At 59.1% G+C, this 18,714-nt stretch carries 21 protein-coding genes; 9 read left to right on the top strand and 12 right to left on the bottom strand.

Annotated features, from left to right (window positions below):
- Window positions 1-23: 23 nt before the first annotated feature.
- The 6 genes from NA619_RS06150 to NA619_RS06125 all read right to left on the bottom strand — a co-directional run bounded on the left by NA619_RS06150 (window position 24) and on the right by NA619_RS06125 (window position 8,370).
- On the bottom strand, window positions 24-2,222 hold the full coding sequence (locus tag NA619_RS06150; RefSeq protein WP_255960908.1) for a GumC family protein: 2,199 nt from the start codon (window positions 2,220-2,222) through the stop codon (window positions 24-26).
- Entirely contained in the window at window positions 2,222-2,755 is a 534-nt protein-coding gene (locus NA619_RS06145; RefSeq protein WP_255960907.1) for a polysaccharide biosynthesis/export family protein, read from the bottom strand. Before NA619_RS06145 ends, NA619_RS06150 begins: the two co-directional genes overlap by 1 nt.
- Before the next feature lie 43 nt (window positions 2,756-2,798).
- On the bottom strand, window positions 2,799-3,956 hold the full coding sequence (locus NA619_RS06140) for an outer membrane beta-barrel protein (protein WP_255960906.1): 1,158 nt from the start codon (window positions 3,954-3,956) through the stop codon (window positions 2,799-2,801).
- 304 nt (window positions 3,957-4,260) lie between these two features.
- Window positions 4,261-4,791 carry a transcription/translation regulatory transformer protein RfaH gene (gene rfaH / locus NA619_RS06135; RefSeq protein WP_255960905.1) on the bottom strand — a complete coding sequence of 177 codons (531 nt, stop codon included), beginning with the start codon at window positions 4,789-4,791 and terminating at the stop codon, window positions 4,261-4,263.
- A 310-nt stretch (window positions 4,792-5,101) separates the two neighbouring features.
- On the bottom strand, window positions 5,102-5,938 hold the full coding sequence (locus NA619_RS06130) for a CvfB family protein (protein WP_255960904.1): 837 nt from the start codon (window positions 5,936-5,938) through the stop codon (window positions 5,102-5,104).
- Window positions 5,939-6,027: 89 nt separating this feature from the next.
- Window positions 6,028-8,370: a glucose/quinate/shikimate family membrane-bound PQQ-dependent dehydrogenase gene (locus NA619_RS06125; RefSeq protein WP_255960903.1), complete on the bottom strand. Its 2,343-nt coding sequence runs from the start codon at window positions 8,368-8,370 to the stop codon at window positions 6,028-6,030.
- A gap of 287 nt (window positions 8,371-8,657) precedes the next feature.
- Here NA619_RS06125 and NA619_RS06120 point away from each other — a divergent pair, with 287 nt between their 5' ends.
- The 4 genes from NA619_RS06120 to NA619_RS06105 all read left to right on the top strand — a co-directional run bounded on the left by NA619_RS06120 (window position 8,658) and on the right by NA619_RS06105 (window position 11,177).
- Window positions 8,658-8,837: a hypothetical protein gene (locus NA619_RS06120; protein WP_122166273.1), complete on the top strand. Its 180-nt coding sequence runs from the start codon at window positions 8,658-8,660 to the stop codon at window positions 8,835-8,837.
- Window positions 8,838-8,932: 95 nt separating this feature from the next.
- Window positions 8,933-9,655, top strand: coding sequence for an RNA pseudouridine synthase (locus NA619_RS06115; protein WP_255960902.1), 723 nt, complete (start codon window positions 8,933-8,935; stop codon window positions 9,653-9,655).
- A gap of 145 nt (window positions 9,656-9,800) precedes the next feature.
- Window positions 9,801-10,562 carry a substrate-binding periplasmic protein gene (locus tag NA619_RS06110; protein ID WP_255960901.1) on the top strand — a complete coding sequence of 254 codons (762 nt, stop codon included), beginning with the start codon at window positions 9,801-9,803 and terminating at the stop codon, window positions 10,560-10,562.
- A 75-nt stretch (window positions 10,563-10,637) separates the two neighbouring features.
- On the top strand, window positions 10,638-11,177 hold the full coding sequence (locus tag NA619_RS06105; RefSeq protein WP_255960900.1) for a hypothetical protein: 540 nt from the start codon (window positions 10,638-10,640) through the stop codon (window positions 11,175-11,177).
- A 6-nt stretch (window positions 11,178-11,183) separates the two neighbouring features.
- On the opposite strand, the gene NA619_RS06100 is transcribed toward NA619_RS06105, so the two are convergent.
- A complete protein-coding gene (locus NA619_RS06100) occupies window positions 11,184-11,372 on the bottom strand; it encodes a hypothetical protein (RefSeq protein ID WP_255960899.1) in 189 nt (62 codons plus the stop codon).
- A 186-nt stretch (window positions 11,373-11,558) separates the two neighbouring features.
- Between NA619_RS06100 and NA619_RS06095 the strand changes: the two genes are divergently transcribed.
- Complete coding sequence (locus NA619_RS06095) at window positions 11,559-12,434, top strand: DUF6279 family lipoprotein (RefSeq protein ID WP_255960898.1); 876 nt, start codon at window positions 11,559-11,561, stop codon at window positions 12,432-12,434.
- A gap of 70 nt (window positions 12,435-12,504) precedes the next feature.
- On the opposite strand, the gene NA619_RS06090 is transcribed toward NA619_RS06095, so the two are convergent.
- From NA619_RS06090 to NA619_RS06075, 4 genes are all read right to left on the bottom strand, one after another.
- Window positions 12,505-13,476, bottom strand: a complete 972-nt coding sequence (locus NA619_RS06090) for an SDR family oxidoreductase (RefSeq protein ID WP_255960897.1) — start codon at window positions 13,474-13,476, stop codon at window positions 12,505-12,507.
- Window positions 13,477-13,554: 78 nt separating this feature from the next.
- Window positions 13,555-14,379, bottom strand: coding sequence for an aldo/keto reductase (locus NA619_RS06085; RefSeq protein ID WP_255960896.1), 825 nt, complete (start codon window positions 14,377-14,379; stop codon window positions 13,555-13,557).
- Window positions 14,379-14,843 (bottom strand): VOC family protein, encoded by a 465-nt coding sequence (locus NA619_RS06080; protein WP_255960895.1) that lies wholly within the window; start codon window positions 14,841-14,843, stop codon window positions 14,379-14,381. Before NA619_RS06080 ends, NA619_RS06085 begins: the two co-directional genes overlap by 1 nt.
- A 91-nt stretch (window positions 14,844-14,934) precedes the next feature.
- Entirely contained in the window at window positions 14,935-15,570 is a 636-nt protein-coding gene (locus NA619_RS06075) for a LysE family translocator (protein ID WP_255960893.1), read from the bottom strand.
- 249 nt (window positions 15,571-15,819) lie between these two features.
- Here NA619_RS06075 and NA619_RS06070 point away from each other — a divergent pair, with 249 nt between their 5' ends.
- From NA619_RS06070 to NA619_RS06055, 4 genes are read left to right on the top strand one after another with little or no spacing between them, the layout of a single operon-like run.
- Window positions 15,820-16,470, top strand: a complete 651-nt coding sequence (locus tag NA619_RS06070) for a helix-turn-helix transcriptional regulator (RefSeq protein ID WP_255960892.1) — start codon at window positions 15,820-15,822, stop codon at window positions 16,468-16,470.
- Window positions 16,467-16,850 (top strand): curli production assembly/transport protein CsgE, encoded by a 384-nt coding sequence (gene csgE / locus NA619_RS06065; protein ID WP_255960890.1) that lies wholly within the window; start codon window positions 16,467-16,469, stop codon window positions 16,848-16,850. Before NA619_RS06070 ends, csgE begins: the two co-directional genes overlap by 4 nt.
- Entirely contained in the window at window positions 16,847-17,260 is a 414-nt protein-coding gene (locus NA619_RS06060; RefSeq protein ID WP_255960889.1) for a curli assembly protein CsgF, read from the top strand. Before csgE ends, NA619_RS06060 begins: the two co-directional genes overlap by 4 nt.
- A gap of 18 nt (window positions 17,261-17,278) precedes the next feature.
- Window positions 17,279-18,115, top strand: coding sequence for a CsgG/HfaB family protein (locus NA619_RS06055; RefSeq protein WP_255960888.1), 837 nt, complete (start codon window positions 17,279-17,281; stop codon window positions 18,113-18,115).
- A 74-nt stretch (window positions 18,116-18,189) separates the two neighbouring features.
- Here NA619_RS06055 and NA619_RS06050 read toward each other — a convergent pair whose 3' ends face one another.
- Window positions 18,190-18,684, bottom strand: coding sequence for a hypothetical protein (locus tag NA619_RS06050; RefSeq protein ID WP_255960887.1), 495 nt, complete (start codon window positions 18,682-18,684; stop codon window positions 18,190-18,192).
- Window positions 18,685-18,714 lie beyond the last annotated feature (30 nt).

The following is an 18,714-nucleotide window of genomic DNA, read 5'->3' as shown; positions in this document are numbered from 1 at the left end:
AGTGACCAAAGGAGCGAGCCGGATCAGACCGTTTGTTGCTCGCTGTATCCGTAATGGTCGTAGTAGCCACGGAACTGACCGTTCTTCTTGGCTTTATCGATATCGACATGATTGAGCACGACACCTGTTACCGGTGCGTTACTGTTCTGCAGCTGGCTTACGCCCTTCTGCACGTGCGGAATCAATGTGCTGTCGGATTTGACGACGTAGATCACGGCATCGGCGAGCGTCGAGAGTACGGCAGCATCACTGACCGCCTGGCTTGGCGGAGAGTCGATGATGATGCGGTCGTAGCGACCCTTGACCACTTCGAGCAGCTTGGCGAAGCGTGGCGAGGACAGCAGCTCCAACGGGTTGGACGGCACGGCGCCGGCGGCGATCATGTCGACATTGCCCACGGTGTGAACGCAATCCTCAAGCTTGGCGTTGCCAGCGATGAGGTTGACCAGCCCCGGGGTGCCCGGCTTGAAGTCGAATGCCTTGTCCAGCGTTGCACGACGCAGGTCCGCATCGATCAGCAGAACGCGGTGCAGCTGACCCATCGCAAAGGCGAGGTTGGCCGATACCGAACTCTTACCTTCACCGGGAGCGGTTGAGGTGATCACCAGTACCTGGCGCGGCTGGCCGGTTTCGCTCAACAGCAGGTTGGTACGGATGGTGCGTACCGCCTCGCAAAAGCGCTTGTCACCGCTGCGTTCGAACAAGTGACTGACTTCTTTGCGCAACTTGCGAGGCACCTGAGGAACGATGCCCATCACTGGCAGGTTCAGCTTGCTTTCAACCTCTTCGGAGCTCTTGAAGGTGTTGTCCAGAATCTCGCGGATGATTGCCTGAGCGATACCCAGGATCAGTGCAAGGAACAGCACCACAGCCATGATCAGCGGCACATTGGGCGCCGCGGGGACAGTCGGCGGGATAGCCGCGTCGACAATGCGCGCGTTGGTCGTGCTCAGGTCCGAAGTCGCTGTGGTTTCCTGCAGTCGGGTCATGAAGGTTTCATACAGCGCGCGGTCGCTTTCGACCTGGCGCTGCAGATCGCGCACCTTGAATTCCTTGCGGGAAATATCCTGGATGCGGTCCTTGTTTTCATCAAACGAAGCACGCAGCGAGTTCTCATTGGCCAAGGCCAACTGATAGTTACGCTCGATGCTCGCGACAACTTGCTCGACTTGCTGACGCAAGCTCGCCGTTGCGGCATTGAGGTCGGAACGTGCCGAAGCCATTGACGGGTGACGATCGCCGTAACGACGCGACAGATCTTCTACGCGCGACCGGGCATGAGCCTGATCGGCTTTGAACTGTTGAATCAAGGGGTGACCCAGAACAGCCGGCACACTGGCCAGACGCTCCCAACCCTGACTGCGCATGGACTCAACCTGACGGTACTGGCTTTCAGCCTCGGCGCGCTGACGACGCGCATCGATCATGCGGTCTCCGGTAAGGGAAAGTTCGTTGGCACTGATGGTGCCCACGCCATCCAGATCTACCAGACCTTCAGCGTCCAAATAGGCCTGAAAACGGTCTTCAGATGCCTGCAGATTTTCACGCAGGGACACCAGACGATCATTCATCCAGCTGGCCGCGGTCATGGACATATCGACCTTGGCTTCCAGCTGCGCCTCGATATAAGCCTGCGCCAGCTGATTAGTCGCCTGTGCAGCGGTCAGGCTGTCGGCCATGGAAACCGACAGATAGACCAGCTGACTTTTACCTTCTACCCATACGCTGGTGCTGTCCATGAACCGCTGGGTTGCGTAGTCCATGAGTTCTGCTTCAGTCGGCGGCTCAACTTCCTTACCCGTGAACATCCGCTTGATGGCGCCGGTGTCGATCAGTGGCTTGGGCTGCTGACGCAGGTCGAACTCAGGGTGCTCGATAAGAGTCAGGTCACGAACAACACGCTGCGCCACACCTCGACTCTGCATGAGGCTGAGCTGGGTCTGCAGGTATTCGCTGATCTCTTTAGGCGCATCCGGCATCTGGAAAGAAAGTACCGGCGTACCTTTGGTCTCGATTAATACCGTGCCCACAGCTTGGTAAGTCGGCGTAATGCGGGACACGAAGAAGGCAGCCAACAAGCCGATTACGGCCACTAGCAGGATGATGCCCCACTTGCGCGACCAGATCGCATGCCAGATTTTTTTCAGGTCTATAAAGTCGCTATCCGTTGCTGGCCCTACGGGGCGCTGCCACGGACGATCCGGGCGAACTGGGCTATTCATCAGAAGAATCCTTCGTCGATGTTGATCGTGTCACCAGGGCGAACAAGAGTGTTCATGGTGGCTTTTTCTTCGGCTCGGCTTCCTTGGGAGCCACGCACAATTGTCATGCGTTTGGTTGAAGCGCGTTCGGTCAACCCACCAGCCAGGGCGATCGCCCGATCCAGGGTAAGACCCGGCTGATAGGGATAGCCGCCAGGAAGCTTGACCTCACCGGCGATGTAGAACTCGCGGTAATTAACTACCGAAACCGAGACGCGCGGATCGATCAGATAACCGTCCTTGAGTTTTTCGGTCAGCAGCGCCCGAACCTGCCCAGCCGTTTTGCCGTTCGCGTCGACTTCACCAATGAACGGAAAGGTGAAGGTCCCGGCATCGGTCAGGCGTATCTCATCGAAAGACAGATCCGGCTCGCCGTGCACGCTGATGCGTACCACATCGCCAGAACCCAACTCATATTGAGCGGCAGTGGCAGCGGCACTGAAGACCAATAGAATCAACAGGGAAAAAATTTTGTAGATGTTTGGGATGCGCATGCTCGGCTCCTCCTTAGGCACTGTTTTTACGTCCTTCCTGGCCTCAGAGGCTCAGGTCGAAACTCAGCAGGTAAACGTTTCTGTCGTAATTCTCCGAGGCCAGGCTGGAGTCGTTTTCCGTTCTGAGATACGACAGCGTTACGTCGATCCAGCGGTCCGGTGACCAGATCAGCCCGGCACCATAGGCCGTTCTTTCATCGTCCCGATTAATGCCTTCGTACTCCCGGTCGGAGAAGCGGTACTTAAGCTCCGTCGCGATGCGCGAAGTCCACTCGTGTTCCCAGCTGGCCAGTGTCGTCCAGTCATTGATGGTGCTGGCACCGTCGTTACCTTCGTCGAACGCGCGACGTGACGTCAGGTTGAAAGCCGAATAGGTGCGAGGTTTCCAGGTGACATTCGCCTCCCACATCGGGCTGGTGAAGTCCTCACGTTGATCGCTGTCGAAATCTTTGCGTTCGGCACCCACCTTGAAGCTGCCCGATGTTTTGGCAGTAGCGTTCCAGGTCGCGCCTCCAAGCAAAGCCACGTTGGTACTGTCGCGCAGTGCGCTGGAAAGCTTGTAGTCGTGATCGGTGTGGCGCACTTCCACCAGCGAACGCGTTCTGGCCCCCAGACGATGGAACCAGATCGAGTTGAACATCAGGCTGTCGCGCTCTTCGGACGCGTTGATGTTGCCGCTGTTGTGGTAGCGCCGCTGCTCGTAATGAGTACCGAACTCAAGCTGGTTGCGCGCCGTTTGAGCACCGAAACGGTACGCTGCGCGGGCAATGGCACTGCTGTACTTGTCGTTCTCGGTGTTGTCTTCGGTGTCGGCCGTCTCTTCGACGCGGTGATAGCCTAGCCCCCAGCTCAGGCGGTTGCGGGAGTTGAACTCCATGACGCTTCTGAGATTGAGGTGGTGGTCGGTGTTGCTGGCTTCGGAGTCCGAATGAAAGATGTCGCTATTGAAGGAGTACTCGAGCTCGTACTCGCTGTTGCGATTGCCGGTCCCTAGCAGAAAGGTCGGGTTAATCCCCGTCACCCAGGACGCCTGCTCGTTATCCGCCAGCCCACGGTAGTTGTCGTCGTAACTTTCGCGCACGATCAGCGTAGGCGTGAATTCGAAATTACCGATGCGAATGTCCTGTGGTTCGTTCACGGCCCAACTGTTGGTGGACACGACGCACAGTAGCGATACACCTGGAAGTGTGATCTTCCTCATATGGAATCCCTTCTCGGAGATAAATTATTGTTCATGCCTCGACTCCGGCCGCGACGCTGGCTTCTGTGAGGTGGCATAGACACGCAACAGACCGCAAATATCCCGGACAGTTGCAGAATCGATGAATGGTCCGCTTCAAAAATGGCTGGAAAGTCCCTCGTAGTCAGCGCTTCAGGCACGCTACCGCCCCAGGGAGCCCCCTGTAATGAATTGTTGGCAGTGCAAAAACGCAACTATCCTCACGCTCGACGAACCGGTCGGCGCTGGCAGGTATAGCTAGGAAAACGGGATCACTGATTTCTTGTTAGAGAGGCGTAACAGCGCCCTGTGAGACGGGCTGGATATGGGCCAGGCGCACCTGAACTCGTTGCTGGCGATTGAGGACGCTCAACAGCAACATCACCCGCTCTTCTCCTTCCATGGACAGGAAAATCGCTTCCATGTCTGCGAACTCACCTATCTGGATATTCACTCGATCACCAGGGCTCAACATTCGCTGCGTGCCTGCAATCGCACAGCGGCGCTGGAGGTGATCAATGATGGCGTCCTGCACCTGACAAGGCTGACCGCAGAAGGCGACGACACGATTGACTCCGCGCGTGGAGCGCAACGCCAGCCAGCTGTCTTCGATCCCCATGCGAATGAATACATAGCCCGGAAACAATGGCTGTTCCTTTACTCGCAACTTTCCGGTGCTGATCGCCTGGACCTGGTACACCGGTGCGTAACATTCGAAACCCTGTCGCTCCAGGTGCTCCAGTGCACGTGCATCCTGCCTAGGCTTGCACTGCAGCAGATACCAGAATTTCGCCGGCAATCCCGTTTCACTTTCCATAGCTTCTCCGAGTACACATCCGGTGAAATAACTGAGCCGACTTTCCTTATCGGATATCAAGCGCCCTCTCTGGACCCAGATCGATCCAGCAGAGTTCCCGCCCGTAACAACTGGCAACATTCTGGAAATGACGGGCGGTCGGGTTTGGAGCCTTTGAGCGCTGACAGCGATCTGCCTGAAGCGCATCCAGACAGAGCGTGCAATTGACTTTCGGTGGTGCAGAGAGCTGCAAGCTTCGGGAGGGGAACGGCACTGAGGCGACGCCGCAGTATTCAGGCACGCGGCAGGAGATTGCCTCCTGCCTCGCCAGTCAGGCGCGTTCGATACGATCCGGGTGGATGACGATACGACCCTGCTTGTACAGGCCGCCAATGGCCTTCTTGAAGTTTCCCTTGCTCACGCCGAACAGCCCTGCAATCTCGTCCGCTGGCGTCTTGTCGCCGACCGACAGGCTGCCATCGTTTTCCTGAAGCTTCTGCAGGATCAACGCCTGCAAAGCATCTCCGGCTTCGCTGCCGACAGGCTGCAGGCTCAGGCTGATTTTGCCGTCCGCACGGACTTCCTTGATGAAGCCCTTCTCATTCATCCCACCGCGCAGAAATTTGAATGCCTCGTTCTTGTGAATGAGGCCCCAGTGCTTGCCGTTGATGATTGCCTTGTAGCCGAGGTCAGTCGGTTCGACGACCAGCAGCTCAACAGCCTCGCCCACCTTGTATCGCGCGGGCGTCTTGTCGAGGTATCGATCCAGGCGCGCAGTGGCGGTGATGCGGCGAGTGTGTTTGTCGAGATAAACGTGAACGACGCAGTAGTCGCCCTCGTTGAGCGGCCGTTTCTCTTCCGAGTGAGGCAGCAGCAGGTCCTTCGGCAGGCCCCAGTCAAGGAACAGACCGATGCGATTGATTTCGACAACCTTGAGGCTGGCAAACTCCCCCACCTGGACCTTCGGCTTCTCGGTGGTTGCGATGAGCTTGTCTTCGCTGTCGAGATAGATGAACACGTTCAGCCAATCGTCGACCTCGGTGGGTGTGTTCTTCGGGATGTAACGATTGGGCAGCAGAATTTCGCCATCCGGACCGCCATCGAGATAGAGACCGAAACCGGTGTGCTTGACGATTTGCAGGCTGTTGAAGCGCCCGATTGCAGCCATGTCACTAATCCTCTGAGTCGAAGGCGGCGATTCTAGCAGGCCGTCCGCGTTGCAGCGTGCGCCGCAGAGGGCGCATACATGGCAGGCCGTTAACGTGGCAGTGCATAGGCGATGATCGAGTCACCCGCCTTGGTGCCCAAGGAGCCATGTCCGCCCGCGACGACCACTACCATCTGCCGCCCCGAGCGACTCTGATAGGTCATCGGCGTAGCCTGGCCGCCGGCCGGCAGGCGTGATCGCCACAGCTGCTTGCCCGTCGTGACGTCATAGGCCCGCAGGTAGTAATCCAGCGTGCCGGAAAGAAACGCCACGCCGCCTGCTGTAACCACCGGGCCGCCAAGGCTCGGCACACCCATCTCGAAAGGCAACGGCACTGGCGCGCGATCGCGAACCGTACCGTTCTTGCGCAGCCAGTGAGTCTTGCCGGTACGCAGGTCCGCACCTGCCACATAACCCCATGGCGGCGCGGTGCAAGGAAGACCGATGGGCGATACGAACGGCTTCAACTCCACCGCGAAAGGCGCACCGAAGTTCTCGTTCAGGTGAGGCTCGCTGTCGGACACATAAGTTGCGTCATCGTCCTCGCGCGGTATCAGTTTGGAGGTAAATGCGAGGTAGGAAGGCGCGCTGAATACCATCTGCCGAACCGGATCAACTGCGACACTGCCCCAGTTGAAGACGCCGAAGTTGCCAGGGTAGATCAGTGATCCCTGGGTCGAAGGCGGCGTGTAGCGACCTTCGTAACGAAGCGAGTTGAACTGGATGTGGCACATCATCTGATCGACGACGGTCGCGCCCCAGAGATCGGTGTCACGTAGCTTCGGCGGCTCATAGGACAGAGCCGAAACTGGCTGGGTCGCGGCTACGTAATCACCCTCCGCCGCACCTTGTGGCGCAGGAACCTCACGAACGGGTAGTACTGGTTTGCCGGTGCGACGATCCAGTACATAGATATCGCCCTGCTTGGTTGGGGCCACCAGAGCGGGAACCATGCCGGACTCGGTTTGGATATCGACCAGGCTGGGCTGGGCCGGCACATCCATATCCCAGAGATCGTGGTGCACCGTCTGGAACACCCAGCGCAATTGTCCGGTTTGCAGATCCAGAGCGACGATCGACGAGGAGAATCGCTCGCTGTTCTCGCTGCGATTTCCGCCCCACTGGTCCGGGACCTGATTACCCAAGGGCACATAAATCAGGCCCAGCTCCTCGTCGGCGCTGGAAATGCTCCAGCTGTTGGGCGTGCTCTCGCTGTAGGTTTCCCCTGCCGCAATGGGATCGGTCTGTTCCGGGTTGCCCGGATCCCAGTTCCATTTCAGCTCGCCGGTCATGACGTCATACGCACGGATCACCCCAGACGGCTCGGTGGTCGACACGTTGTCATTCACCGCTCCGCCGACGATCACCAGACCGCCGGCCACAACGGGCGGCGAGGTCGAGTAGTAAAACCCCTCGGTGACGTGCGGCATGTTTTCCCAGAGATTCACTGCGCCGTTGTCGCCGAACGCAGGGCAGACCTGACCGGTTTTCGGGTCCAATGCGATCAGCCGCGCATCGGCGGTTGGCATGAACAGACGCTGCTGGCAGGACTGACCGACGGTCGGCGTCTGGCTGGCGTGGTAGGACAGCCCGCGACAGGTCAGATGCTGCCGGTTGGCCGAATCCGGCACCTGCGGATCGAAGCGCCAGCGCTCTTCGCCAGTCTCGGCATCCAGCGCGATGACCAGATTGTGCGGCGTGCAGATATAAAGGCTGTCATCGATCTTGAGCGGGGTAACTTCGTACGTGGTTTCTTCAGGATCGCCGGGGCGGCGCATGTCGCCCGTCTGGTAATGCCAGACTTTTTCCAGCCGATCGACATTGCTGGGCGTGATTTGCGCCAGCGGCGAATAGCGGGTGCCGTGCTGGGTACGACCGTAGGCGTGCCAATCACCGTCCGGCATATCTTCCGCACCTGAACCTCCTGCCGCCGGTACGGAAGCCAGGGACGGCGGGAGCATGCCTTTGATGTCGGTTGTGTCGGTGGTAATCGCATGGAAGGCAGTTGCCCCCCATAGCACCACGGCGATCAGCAATGGAATGGCACTGCCGCTCCAGGCTCGTGCGCCAAAATGCTGCCAACCCAGACGCTGAGCAATCCAGGGCGACAGCATCCACAGACCCAGCGGAGCGATGATGCTGCCACGCGGCGCCAGCTGCCACCAATCGAAGCCCACTTCGTAGATAGCCCAGCCCAACGCACCGAGCATCACCAGTGCGTAGACCCAGAGCGCAGCACGGCGCCTCGCAAGCAACAACACACCGGTCAGCAGAAACCCTGCAGCGAGCGCCGCAAAATACCAGGTGCCGCCCAGGCTAATAACTTTCCATCCTCCGACCGCAAGCGTCAGGCCGAGGATGATCGATAGAACTGCAGTGATGACGACCGCCACTTTCCGCTCCTTTTCTTGTTTTAGGCGCCGGAGATGACGAAACAGGGCCGCAGCCGCCGAGCATCTCTGCCGGAATACTTGTGTCGCCGGCTGATTACCTGATCAGGCGACAGAGCAGTGGACCGGCGGTCGGCTCGAACGCTCCCCACGGAACGGGAAAAAGCCTGTATACGCTCTGGCTGGGGCCGACGGCCCGGCCACATTAAACATAGCCTATAGAAAATCGAACAAAAATTAGCCAGATCTGTATAATGTCCGGTTCGACTGATCAAAGGAACCAGATGACGATGGCCGCTAAAACCACCACCGCCAAACGCAAACCAGAACCCGCAAGCGAAACCAGCGAATCCCTAGCCAACCAGATGGCTGCATTCCTGAAGTCCGGCGGCGAAGTCCAGAAGATCCCCAACGGGGTCAGTGGCCAGACCCAGGGCCCATCGCGTCAGATCACCATCAGCAAGAAGTAACATCCGCAACACCTAACCTAGCAAGCGAGCCTCCGCTACTTCAGCCTTCTGCGACGGCTCGCCAGGTTTCCCCTTCCGAAGCACCTGAGAACACCATGACCGACCCGATACGCTTGTCCAAACGCCTTGCCGAGCAGCTCGGCTGTTCCCGGCGCGAGGCCGAGCTTTATATCGAAGGCGGCTGGGTCCGGGTCGACGGCGAGGTGATTGAAGCGCCGTATCACAAGGTCGGCGATCAGCGGATCGAGCTTCTACCCGGCGCCACGGCAGCTGAATTGCCACCCGTCACGCTGCTGTTTCACAAACCTTCCGGTGACCCCACTGCTGCGGACCCCGCCAACGCGCAGCTGCAGCTTGCCAAAGCAAGCCATTGGGGCAGCGACGATGCCCGCCTCACGCCCCGTGAGCGGCACTTCGCGCGTCAGACAGCACTGATGCCACTCGAGCAGGATGCATCCGGGCTTGTCGTATTCAGCCAGCAGCGCGAAATCATCCGCGCGCTGGACGATCCGCGCGGCAAGCTCGAGCAGGAATATGTCGTCAAAGTGCAAGGTGAGCCCGAGGATGGCGGACTGGCTTTGCTGGCCAAGGGCATCGGACACCGCGGCAGGGTTCTCCCAAAGGCCAAGGCCAGCTGGCAGAACGAAACCCGCCTGAGAATGGTGCTCAAGGCTCCGCAAGCAGGCGATCTGCAGCAACTATGCGAAGCGATTGGTCTGAAGATGGTCGGCTGCAAGCGAATCCGCATCGGTCGCTTGTCGATGGCGAAGCTGCCTGTCGGTCAATGGCGATTTCTCGGCGAGCACGAGCGCTTCTAGCCAGCTACCCTGTCTGCACCAGCGCTGAATGTTCTCGCTGGTGTCCGCCCGATCATGCTGGAGCCTGACTGGATAGATGCTGTCCACAGGCCAGATACAGCAGATCGCGAGCCGGGCGTCGGTAATCCTGTTGCAAGGGTTCATCATGCAGCGACTTGCACTGTTGTTGATGTTCGCTGTGCTGCCTCTAGTCTGCGGCGCACAGCAAAGAGTCGAGGTCTGGACTTATCATCTCTCACCACCGTTCATCGTTGACGATACCCAAGGGCTTTCGCACGACTTCGTCGAGCTGCTCAACAATGACCCTGGCAACCAGGGACGCTTCAGATTCGAGCTGGTGCGAATTCCTCGAAATGGTATAGACGAACGCCTTTCACAAAAGCGCCCCGGCGTGCTGCTCTGGGCCACCCCCAGCTTCTTCACAGCCGCACAGGCCAATAACGGCAGATGGTCACGGCCGCTATTGATGGATCAACAGGTTTTCGTCTCGCTCCCTGACGCGCCTTTCGATTACGAAGAACCAGAAACACTGCACGGCATGGTGCTCGGCGGAATCGTCGGGCATCGCTACAACGCGCTTAGCGCGGACATCGAGAACGGGAAGATCATACGCCAGGATGCCCAGACCGATCTGGATAACTTCGCCCAGCTTATGTCCGGCCACATCGACACGCTTCTGATCCCTCGCTCCACCCTGCTCTACTATCTTAAAAACGCACAGCACAGGGATTTGTACGTATCGGACACGCCGCTGTATCAATTTGCCCGGCACTTGCTCGTCACGGATGCAGTCGGCGAGGCCGTCAGCGCCTATCTCGCCGAATGCATCGAGGCACTGGATGGCAACCCCGAGTGGCAGATTCTGCTCTTTCGTTACGGACTCAAGCCAATCGCCACCGAGCAATGAAAGGATGAACAGAACTGAACGTCGCCTGTCAGACGAGGCGCTGGCACATTAAATAATCAAGAGAACAAGGCAGCAATGAAGAACGCATTGGTGATCGGACTGCTCGTTGTACTGGGCGGCTGCGCCTCCCAGCCATGTGATCAGAATGGCAGCGACGGCACGTGTCGCGCGGAGCGGCTGCTCTATCAGAATGACCTGCTGCAAGCGAAGATTCTCATCGCGATAGGCGATGAAGACGGCTATGAGCTCGCCGACGCGCTACTCAAACGCAGCGCGGCACTCGATGAACGTGGTGAGATCGAGTTCTATCAGGCCCTGCTGCTGATTCGTCAGGGTCCGCAGCCGGAGCAGGTGACGAACCTGTTGGAACAAGCAAGCGCCAAAGGCCATCCGCACGCCATGGCCCTGCTGTACAAGGTTTACCAGGAACCCTACCTGCTGGATAAGCGTGACGAAGCTAGGGCAGAAGGATATCGCGAGGCATATTCGAAGCTGGACGTCGCTCAGAGCGGTTACCCGTCGTTCGACAAGGCCCTGGAGCTGGTTTCCCAGCTCGTCGAGCCTCCGCCTCCGCTTCCTGAACGATTCGATCCCTGCGTCGACCGCTGCCCCTGACGGTCGTCAGGGCGTCGGCGTTTGCGAGATTCTGGGCTCCTGATCCCCATCCATCACCGCCTGCGCCTCTTCGCGGGTGGCGTAGGGTCCAGCGATAGTCTTACCGTCCACCTCCACTACCCAGCAGGTTACCCAGGTCGGCCGCCAGCCCTGAGGTACTTCATCTCCGGTCAAATGCCTGATCGTTGTCTGCATGACTTCCTCCACATCGTTGGCTGAATTCGAAGCGCGGTCTGCGCCTCTTACTATGAGAGACCACAGGGGCGACGGTTCTTCTCGCGAAACAAGCAGTTGCTGTTTTGCTACGAACTGGCGCAGCGCTCCATAGCTCTACTGAACGAGCACATACGTTTGGCAGGCAACACGAGTACGGGGGCACCGATGCAGATCCGTCATACGCTTCGCTGCAAGACATGGCTGGTGGTGTTTGCCATCGCCTTGGTCGTTGCCGGCTGCAGCCGCATGAACCTCGCATACCGCAACCTGCATTTGCTCATCCCGTGGTCGCTCAACGACTACCTCGACATGAACAGCGACCAGCAGAAGGCTTTTCGAAGCCAGCTGCGTGAGCACCTGAGCTGGCACTGCCAGACGCAGTTGCCGAGCTACCTCGACAAGATCGAGCATCTCCAGCAGCAAGTCCGTCAGGGTGACTTGGACGAAGCCGCATTGCGCATGCATTACCGGGACGCCAAAGATGCGATCGACGCTATTGTGCTTGAAATCAAACCGACAACGACTCGCCTGTTGCGTGATCTGGATGATGAGCAGGTGCGCCAACTCAATGCTTCGCTCGAGGATGAGCGGAGCAAGCGTGAAGACAAATACCTGAAGCCGCCATTGGAGAAGCAGATAAGTGAGCGGGCCGAGCGGATGCAAGAGCGTGTCGATCAGTGGCTGGGGAGCACAAGCGCATCGCAACGGCAACGTATTCGTGAATGGGCCCACACGCTTGGACCGCAAAATCAGCTCTGGCTGGACAATCGAGCCCAATGGCAGCGCGCGCTGGTCGCAGCGCTCGAGAAGCGGGACGAGCAAGGCTTCGAAGAGCAGGTCGCCAAGCTGCTGCAGGACAGGGAATCGTTATGGTCAGCTGAATACCAAGCTGCCTTTGCGCGCGCGGAGCAAGCAGGCATAAACCTCGCCGTAGACCTTTTCGCAAGTTCCGACGCAAAGCAGCGGCGCCATCTCGATGGCCAATTGGAGGACCTGCGCAAGGATCTAGGTTCGCTCGACTGCTTGCCTAAGCCTCACTGATCGCAGAACAGATCGACGCTGTAGACGTCGATCTGCTCGTCACAATCGAGGCGCCCGAGAGGTCTGCGGGCTAGCGTTTACGGGTGCACAACAAGAAGCCCACCAGTCCCGCAGCGACACCACCGGCAACCAGCAGGTTGCGCTGTCTGGAATCCTTGCTGCGCCAACCGCCATCGATTCGACGCTCACCCAGCGCAGGGTGGAACAGGTTTCCGGAAGACGGTGCAACCCGGTCTGCACTGCGCAGCGCAACTCCCGTCAGCAACCCAGACAGCTGTTCGAATCCCGGCGTGATGAAATGCGCCAGCCGTAGCAGTGTCGCCGTGATGCCCACGGATGTGGTGTGGCGAGGATGCAACGCCAAACTCACCATCGCCTTGGCAACCTGCCGGGGATCACAGAGCGGTGGCGGCGGCTGCAGCGAGCGGCCTGCGTAGTTGCCGCCATCGCGGAAGCCTGGGGTATCTACCATCGAAGGATAAACGTCGCAAACATGTATATCGGGCCACTGCGCCAGTTCGCCGCGCAAAGCATGCGAGAAGCCGCGCAAGCCGAACTTGCTGGCTGAATAAGCGACCGCGAAGGGCTGCGGCACCCAGCTGCCGACCGACAAAGTATTGATCAGGATGCCGGCATTCTGCTGCTTGAAGTAAGGCAGCACCACATGGGCGCCGCGCAGATAGCCGATCAGATCGGTTTGGACCACCTGCTCATGGGCATCCAGTGGTGTTTCGTCGAATGCGCCGACCGCTCCCACACCCGCGTTATTTATCCAGATATCGATGCGACCCCGACCGAATTCGGCGGCGGCGCTAGCCAATTGCTCGACGGAGTCGCTGAGTGTCATGTCGGCCGGCACCACCAAGGCTTCGCCGCCCAGCGCCCGGCACTCCTGCGCCGCTTCCTGCAACGCCTCATCGTCCCGTGCAGCCAGCACTAAGCGGGCCCCCTGCCGAGCGAATGCCTGCGCGGCGGCTCTGCCTATCCCGCTGGACGCGCCAGTGATCACCACTACCGCGCCTACGAGTCTGGATTCACTCATGTCTGTTCCTCCGTTATGGCTGTCGTTCTTAGCTGACAGCCGCGGCACGACAAACATTCCCTGCCCTAGAGGACGATGTCACACCATCTGCAATGCCTGCCGCCCCGTCGGTGGTGGAAATGCCTGGTCGAGCAGCTGCAGATCCTCTGCCGTGAGCATCAAATCGGCAGCCGATGCATTCGCACGCAGATGAGCCGGACTGGCTGCCTTGGGTATCACCAGCACACCGGGCTGGCGCAACGCCCACGCCAGAGCGACCTGCGCCGGCTGTGCGCCATGGCGGCGAGCAACATTGATGACAGCCGTATTGCGCAACAGATCGCCGCCCTGCCCCAACGGACAGTACGCCATGATCGGCATGCCCTGCGCCTGACACCAAGGCAGCAGGTCGTACTCGATTCCTCGTTCGGCCGGGTTGTAGAGCACCTGATTGGTCGCGCAGTCAGGTGAGCCCAGCTCATGCATGTCATCCAGATCGAAGTTCGATACCCCCCATCGGCGGATCTTGCCCTGATCCTTCAATCGCTCGAAGGCTTCAACCGTTTCCACCAGGGGATACTGACCCCGCCAGTGCAGCAGATAGAGGTCGATGCACTCGGTGCCTAGCCGGCGCAGGCTGCGCTCGCAGGCCTCTGGCACGCCTGCGCGGCTGGCGTTATGGGGATAGACCTTGCTCACCAGAAATACTCGATCGCGACGATTGCGGATGGCCTCCCCCACCACGTCCTCCGCTCCGCCCTCGCCGTACATCTCTGCCGTATCAATGAGGGTCATGCCCAACTCGATGCCCAGCCGCAGCGCTGCAACTTCGTTCTGGCGCTCGGCAGGATTTTCGCCCATGTGCCAGGTGCCCTGGCCGATCACCGGAACAACCGCACCGTCGGCCAATTTCAAGCTGCGCATCAGAACTCCTCCCGAGGTGCATTCTGTTCGGCGACCGGCTCTGCCCAGGGGTCGTACGTCCCGAAGGTCCACAGATGCCCCTCCAGATCGCGGCAACTGAAGCTGCGACCGCCGTAATCCTCATCCTTCAACTCAATGACGATCTCGGCACCTGCAGCCTTCGCCTGGTTGTACAGCCCGTCCGCACTGTTGACGATGACATAGGTGCTCTGGGTAGAGATGCCGCCCACCTCATCCGGCTGCCGGACCTCGTTGCCGTAGGCGGAATCGGTGACGGGGCCGAGCATCAGCATGCCGCTACCAAAACTGAGCTGCGCATGGATGACGCCGACCTGATCGTCTTCAATCACGCGTTGCTGTTCGAAGTCAAAAGCTCTGCAAAGCCATTCCAGCGCTGCAGGAACATCGCGGTAACGCACGCAGGGAATCAGATTGGACGTGGTGTGCTTGCTATAGAGGGACATGAAATCTCCTTCGGGTATGCCGCGGCATGCGCAATCAAAACTGCACCGCATACCATTCAGACCGATACCCTCACCGACGTTCCCTCAACAGCTATGCGCGATCGGCGAGCCCAAGGCGGACACCCAGACCAATCAGCACCGAGCCAATAAGCCGGTCCAGCCACTGGCCCAGGCGTCGATTTCCACGCAATGCCGAGCTCGCCCGAGCAGCCAGCAACACCATGGCGCACTCCACCACAATCGCCACCAGTACGACCAGGACCCCAAGAACGAGCAGCTGCGTCGCAACCGCGCCCTGATCCGGGCGTATGAACTGTGGCAGAAACGCCATGAAGAAAATCGCCGCTTTCGGGTTGAGGATGTCCACCAGGATGCCTTGCCGATAGGCCTTCCATGGGCTGACTCGAGGTGCTGTCTGAACATCAATCGAAGATGGGGCGCCTGCCGAGCGCAAAGTTTGTATCCCGAGGTACAGCAGGTAGGCAGCGCCCACGTATTTGACCACCGCGAAGGCCAATGCAGAGGTTGCCAGAATCGCTGAAATGCCTAGGGCTGCGCCCGCCACATGAACGAGTGCGCCGCTGCACACGCCAAAAGCCGATGCGATTCCGACACGACGCCCGCCCGATAACGTACGCGAGAGAATGAACAGCAGGTCTGGGCCTGGCGACAGATTCAGCGCCAGTGCAGCCGAAAAAAATACCAACCAGAAAGCCGGATCAGACATGGCCTGCGCCCGCGAAGAGTCGAAAAGGAGATTAAATCTAGGCCAGCACAGCGTATTTGCCACTTCGAATCGGCACATGCGCCGCTGCATTTCGTCGGAAAACTGCCACCACTTCACACTATCGACTTTTTATTGTCACCCGGCTGAACTACCTTCTGTCCAATAATGTCAAAGCGCCAGACCAGGCGAGGTACTGGGTGCAGCTCGGCCTGAGCGCTTATTAAAACATCACTAGCAAAGGATATGCACATGACCGATGAAGCCCCTGTGGCCCTCGTCGCCGCTTCGACACGTCTAATTCTGCTGTCAAACAGCGATTCAATGGACAGCTCTTTGCATCAATTTCTGATGGGACTTCCGCAGCTGCGCCTGATTCGTAGCAATACCCTCCGCACTGGCCAGAATGATGCCGATCTTGCACTGGTTGACGTGGGCAGTTTCGCCGACGCTGAATGCCTGCGTCTGCTGCGCCAGCTTCGTGAATTACCCACGGCGCTGGTTAACGTGCAGATTGACCAGGCACGCCGCATTCTGGAGCTACACCCCTGGATCAAGGGCGTGTTCTACGCAAACACCAATCGGGCGAATCTCAGCCGCGGCATCGGCACGCTCCTCGAAGGCGGCGACTGGCTGCCCCGTGCGCTGATGGAAAAACTGCTCACCCGCTATCGACAACTTACACACGCCTCACAGGCCATCGACGAGTTGTCTGTGCGCGAGAAACAGATCCTCGCGCTGGCCGGCAAGGGGCTTTCCAATTCGGAAATCGCCGAGCGCCTGCATCTCAGCACCCACACCATCAAGAGCCATATACACAACGCCCTTGGCAAGCTGGGCGCCTCCAACCGGGCGCAAGGCGCCTCGCTGGTACTGGGTCACGTGGGCGAGGTCGGCATATGAGAGCCGCGGTGCTGATGCTGGCGCTGCTGCTGAGCAATCAGGCCCCTGCCGATGAAGCCGAGCTGCAGGGTTTCATCACCAATGCCACGGTTTCCCGCTCCGGACAGGAGTTCTACCGCAAGTTTTGCGAACGCATGAACGACACCAGCTCGCTGGACTTCAACCTGGCGGTCAAGGAACGCCCGTCGGCGCGCTGGGGGATTCTGGTCTGGGTCGAGCAAGACAATCAGCCTTTGTACCGCCGCTTTCTCCAGCCAAACGTGAGCGACATGGAACAGACCGCCTATGAAGCGGCGGATTTCGTGTTGCAAGAGATAAACCGTAGGAAAGTCGAAGCATTATTCCAAGACACCATTGACCTTGCGAAGGATGAGTTATGAACCGGCCTCAACAAAAAATCACCGGCGTCTTCCTGGCCGGATTGCTGCTCAGCTCCGGCCTCGGCGCGACCGAACTGGTCTACACCCCGGTCAATCCATCATTTGGTGGCAGCCCCCTGAATGGCGCGTGGCTGCTCGGCAACGCGCAAGCACAGAATGACACCAAGGACCCGGACGCGATCGATCGTTCATCGTTGACTGGCACCTCAACGCTTGATCGGTTTACCAACCAACTAGAGTCGCGCCTCTTATCCGATCTGCTCGCAGACGCAAGGGACGGCAAGACCGGCTCGGTTACCACTGACGATTTCGTTGTCGACGTCATCAACGATGACCTTGGCAACCTCGTCGTCAGCATCACCGATCGGCTGACCGGTGAAGTCTCCGAAATCATCATTGGTCAGAATTAATCAGGGAGCAAAAAGGCCATGAGAAGCCTATTGGTAACCATCGGGATGATGGTCGTTCTACAGGGCTGCGCGGTGCGCGAGCCGATGTCGGCAGACCAGGAAACCCCAACGCTCACACCCCGGACCTCGACCTACCAGGATCTGCTCGACCTGCCCCGTCCACGAGGACCACTGGTGGCTGCCGTCTATGGTTTTCGCGATCAGACCGGGCAATACAAGCCAAGCCCGGCCAGCTCCTTTTCCACCGCCGTGACCCAGGGTGCCGCCAGCATGCTGGTCGACGCGATGCAAGCCAGTGGCTGGTTCATCGTGCTCGAGCGTGAAGGCCTGCAGAACGTGCTGACCGAACGCAAGATCATTCGGGCATCCCAGGCCAAGCCAGACGTGGCGCCGAACATTCAAACCGAGCTGCCGTCGTTGTTGGCAGCCAACATCATCATGGAAGGCGCCATCGTTGCCTACGAGACCAACGTGCGCAGTGGCGGGCAAGGCGCGCGTTACCTCGGTATCGGCGTCTCGCAGGAGTATCGGGTCGATCAGGTCACCGTCAATCTGCGCGCCATCGATGTTCGCAGCGGCCAGGTGCTTTCCAACGTGATGACCACCAAGACCATCTACTCCATCGGTCGCAGCGCCAACGTCTACAAGTTCATCGAGTTCAAGGAGTTGCTGGAAGCCGAAGCGGGATACACCACCAACGAGCCAGCGCAGCTCTGCGTGCTTTCGGCAATCGAGGCAGCGGTCGCTCACCTGATCGCCCAGGGCGTGGACCGTCGACTTTGGCAGACTGCGGAGAACACGCCAGCCGCCCAGGCGGAACTGGCGAAATATCTCTCCATGCCGACCAAGCTCTAGGAACAAACGAAACGGTTTCAGCCATAGGATGGATTTGTCGAATCGCGGTTTAGGTCAGGATGACCTACCGCGACTCAACAGGGATGACTGATGATCGATGCGCAAAGGACTGCCCGCAAAGCACTGCTGCCACTGCTTTGTGTAGCGCTGAACAACTCTCCCCTCGGGGCCGCAGGCCTTTTTTCTGCCTCGAAAGATACGGCGCCCGATGACGTCGATTCCAGCCGAGCGAGGCTCATCGCATTGTCGCTGGCCGAAGGCGGTATCCCGCCGGCAATCTCACCGTCGTCGCGCAATACCGCGCCAGCCTCTCTGGCGATAACAACCCGATCGGCAACGACCACGCAGCGCTCAGCCTCCAGAGCGGCCGCGCGCTCGATCCATCCATCGTCCAGCACTGCAACCACAACCAGGAATTGATTGTTCAATCGGCGCTGCAACCGCGTCCGCTTTGAACAGTATCGCGTGCCCACCAGCGCGCTGATCGAACAGGCCGGCACCGGACATAGCAGTCGCGTACGCAGCATGGCCAGGGTCTGAGCGTACTGGGTCGCCAGTAACGCTGACATAGAGCACCACCAGGAAGTACCGCTGAAAAC

The sequence above is a fragment of the Stutzerimonas stutzeri genome (assembly GCF_024448895.1).
Lineage (GTDB): Bacteria > Pseudomonadota > Gammaproteobacteria > Pseudomonadales > Pseudomonadaceae > Stutzerimonas > Stutzerimonas stutzeri_Q.
This window is presented reverse-complemented; position numbering and strand designations above follow the sequence as displayed.